Source organism: Pseudarthrobacter sp. C1 (assembly GCF_034720455.1).
Taxonomy (GTDB): domain Bacteria; phylum Actinomycetota; class Actinomycetes; order Actinomycetales; family Micrococcaceae; genus Arthrobacter.
Map to the genome: position 1 here is coordinate 1 of NZ_JAYESK010000027.1, position 521 is coordinate 521.

1 protein-coding gene is annotated in these 521 nt (G+C 67.0%); it reads right to left on the reverse strand.

The features are described 5' to 3' along the window. A partial coding sequence (locus tag U7114_RS19295) for a hypothetical protein (protein WP_323058268.1) occupies positions 1–521 on the reverse strand: 521 nt, incomplete at both ends.

Genomic DNA, 521 nt, shown 5'->3' on the forward strand with positions numbered 1-521 from the left:
ACATACGACGGCGAGGCACTCGCCTTGGGCACGTCAACGTTCTTGTCATCACCATCATTGACACAGTCCCGCACATACTTGTTAGCCCCGGACCACGCCGCATGCACACACCCGCCCAACTGGACCGGGGCAGCCGGCACGCCCTCGCCGTCGAACGCCACCGTCTTCGCCGCGGATCCGTCCAGGGGCTGCTTCAGCAACGCCTTCCGCGTGGCGATGGCCACGAAACCGCTGGCAGGGCCGCCCTGCTGCAGCTTCGCCTCCCGCGCATTCTCCAGCTGGAGCCGCTTCCCGCCGGGCAGGAACAACTTCCCGGCCGCCGCATCCAAAAGCACCGGCTTGTCCCCCACCACCGTGATCTGCAGATCCCCCGAACCCTTCAGCTCGGCCCAGGTCTCCGACTCCGAGGCCGTCACCTCGCCGTTGGCGTCAACAGCCGTCACCGTCACCGCGCCGGACTTGGGGTCCGCCGAGTAAATCCGGTCATCATCCCCGACCGCCGAGACAATGCCCTCCGAACC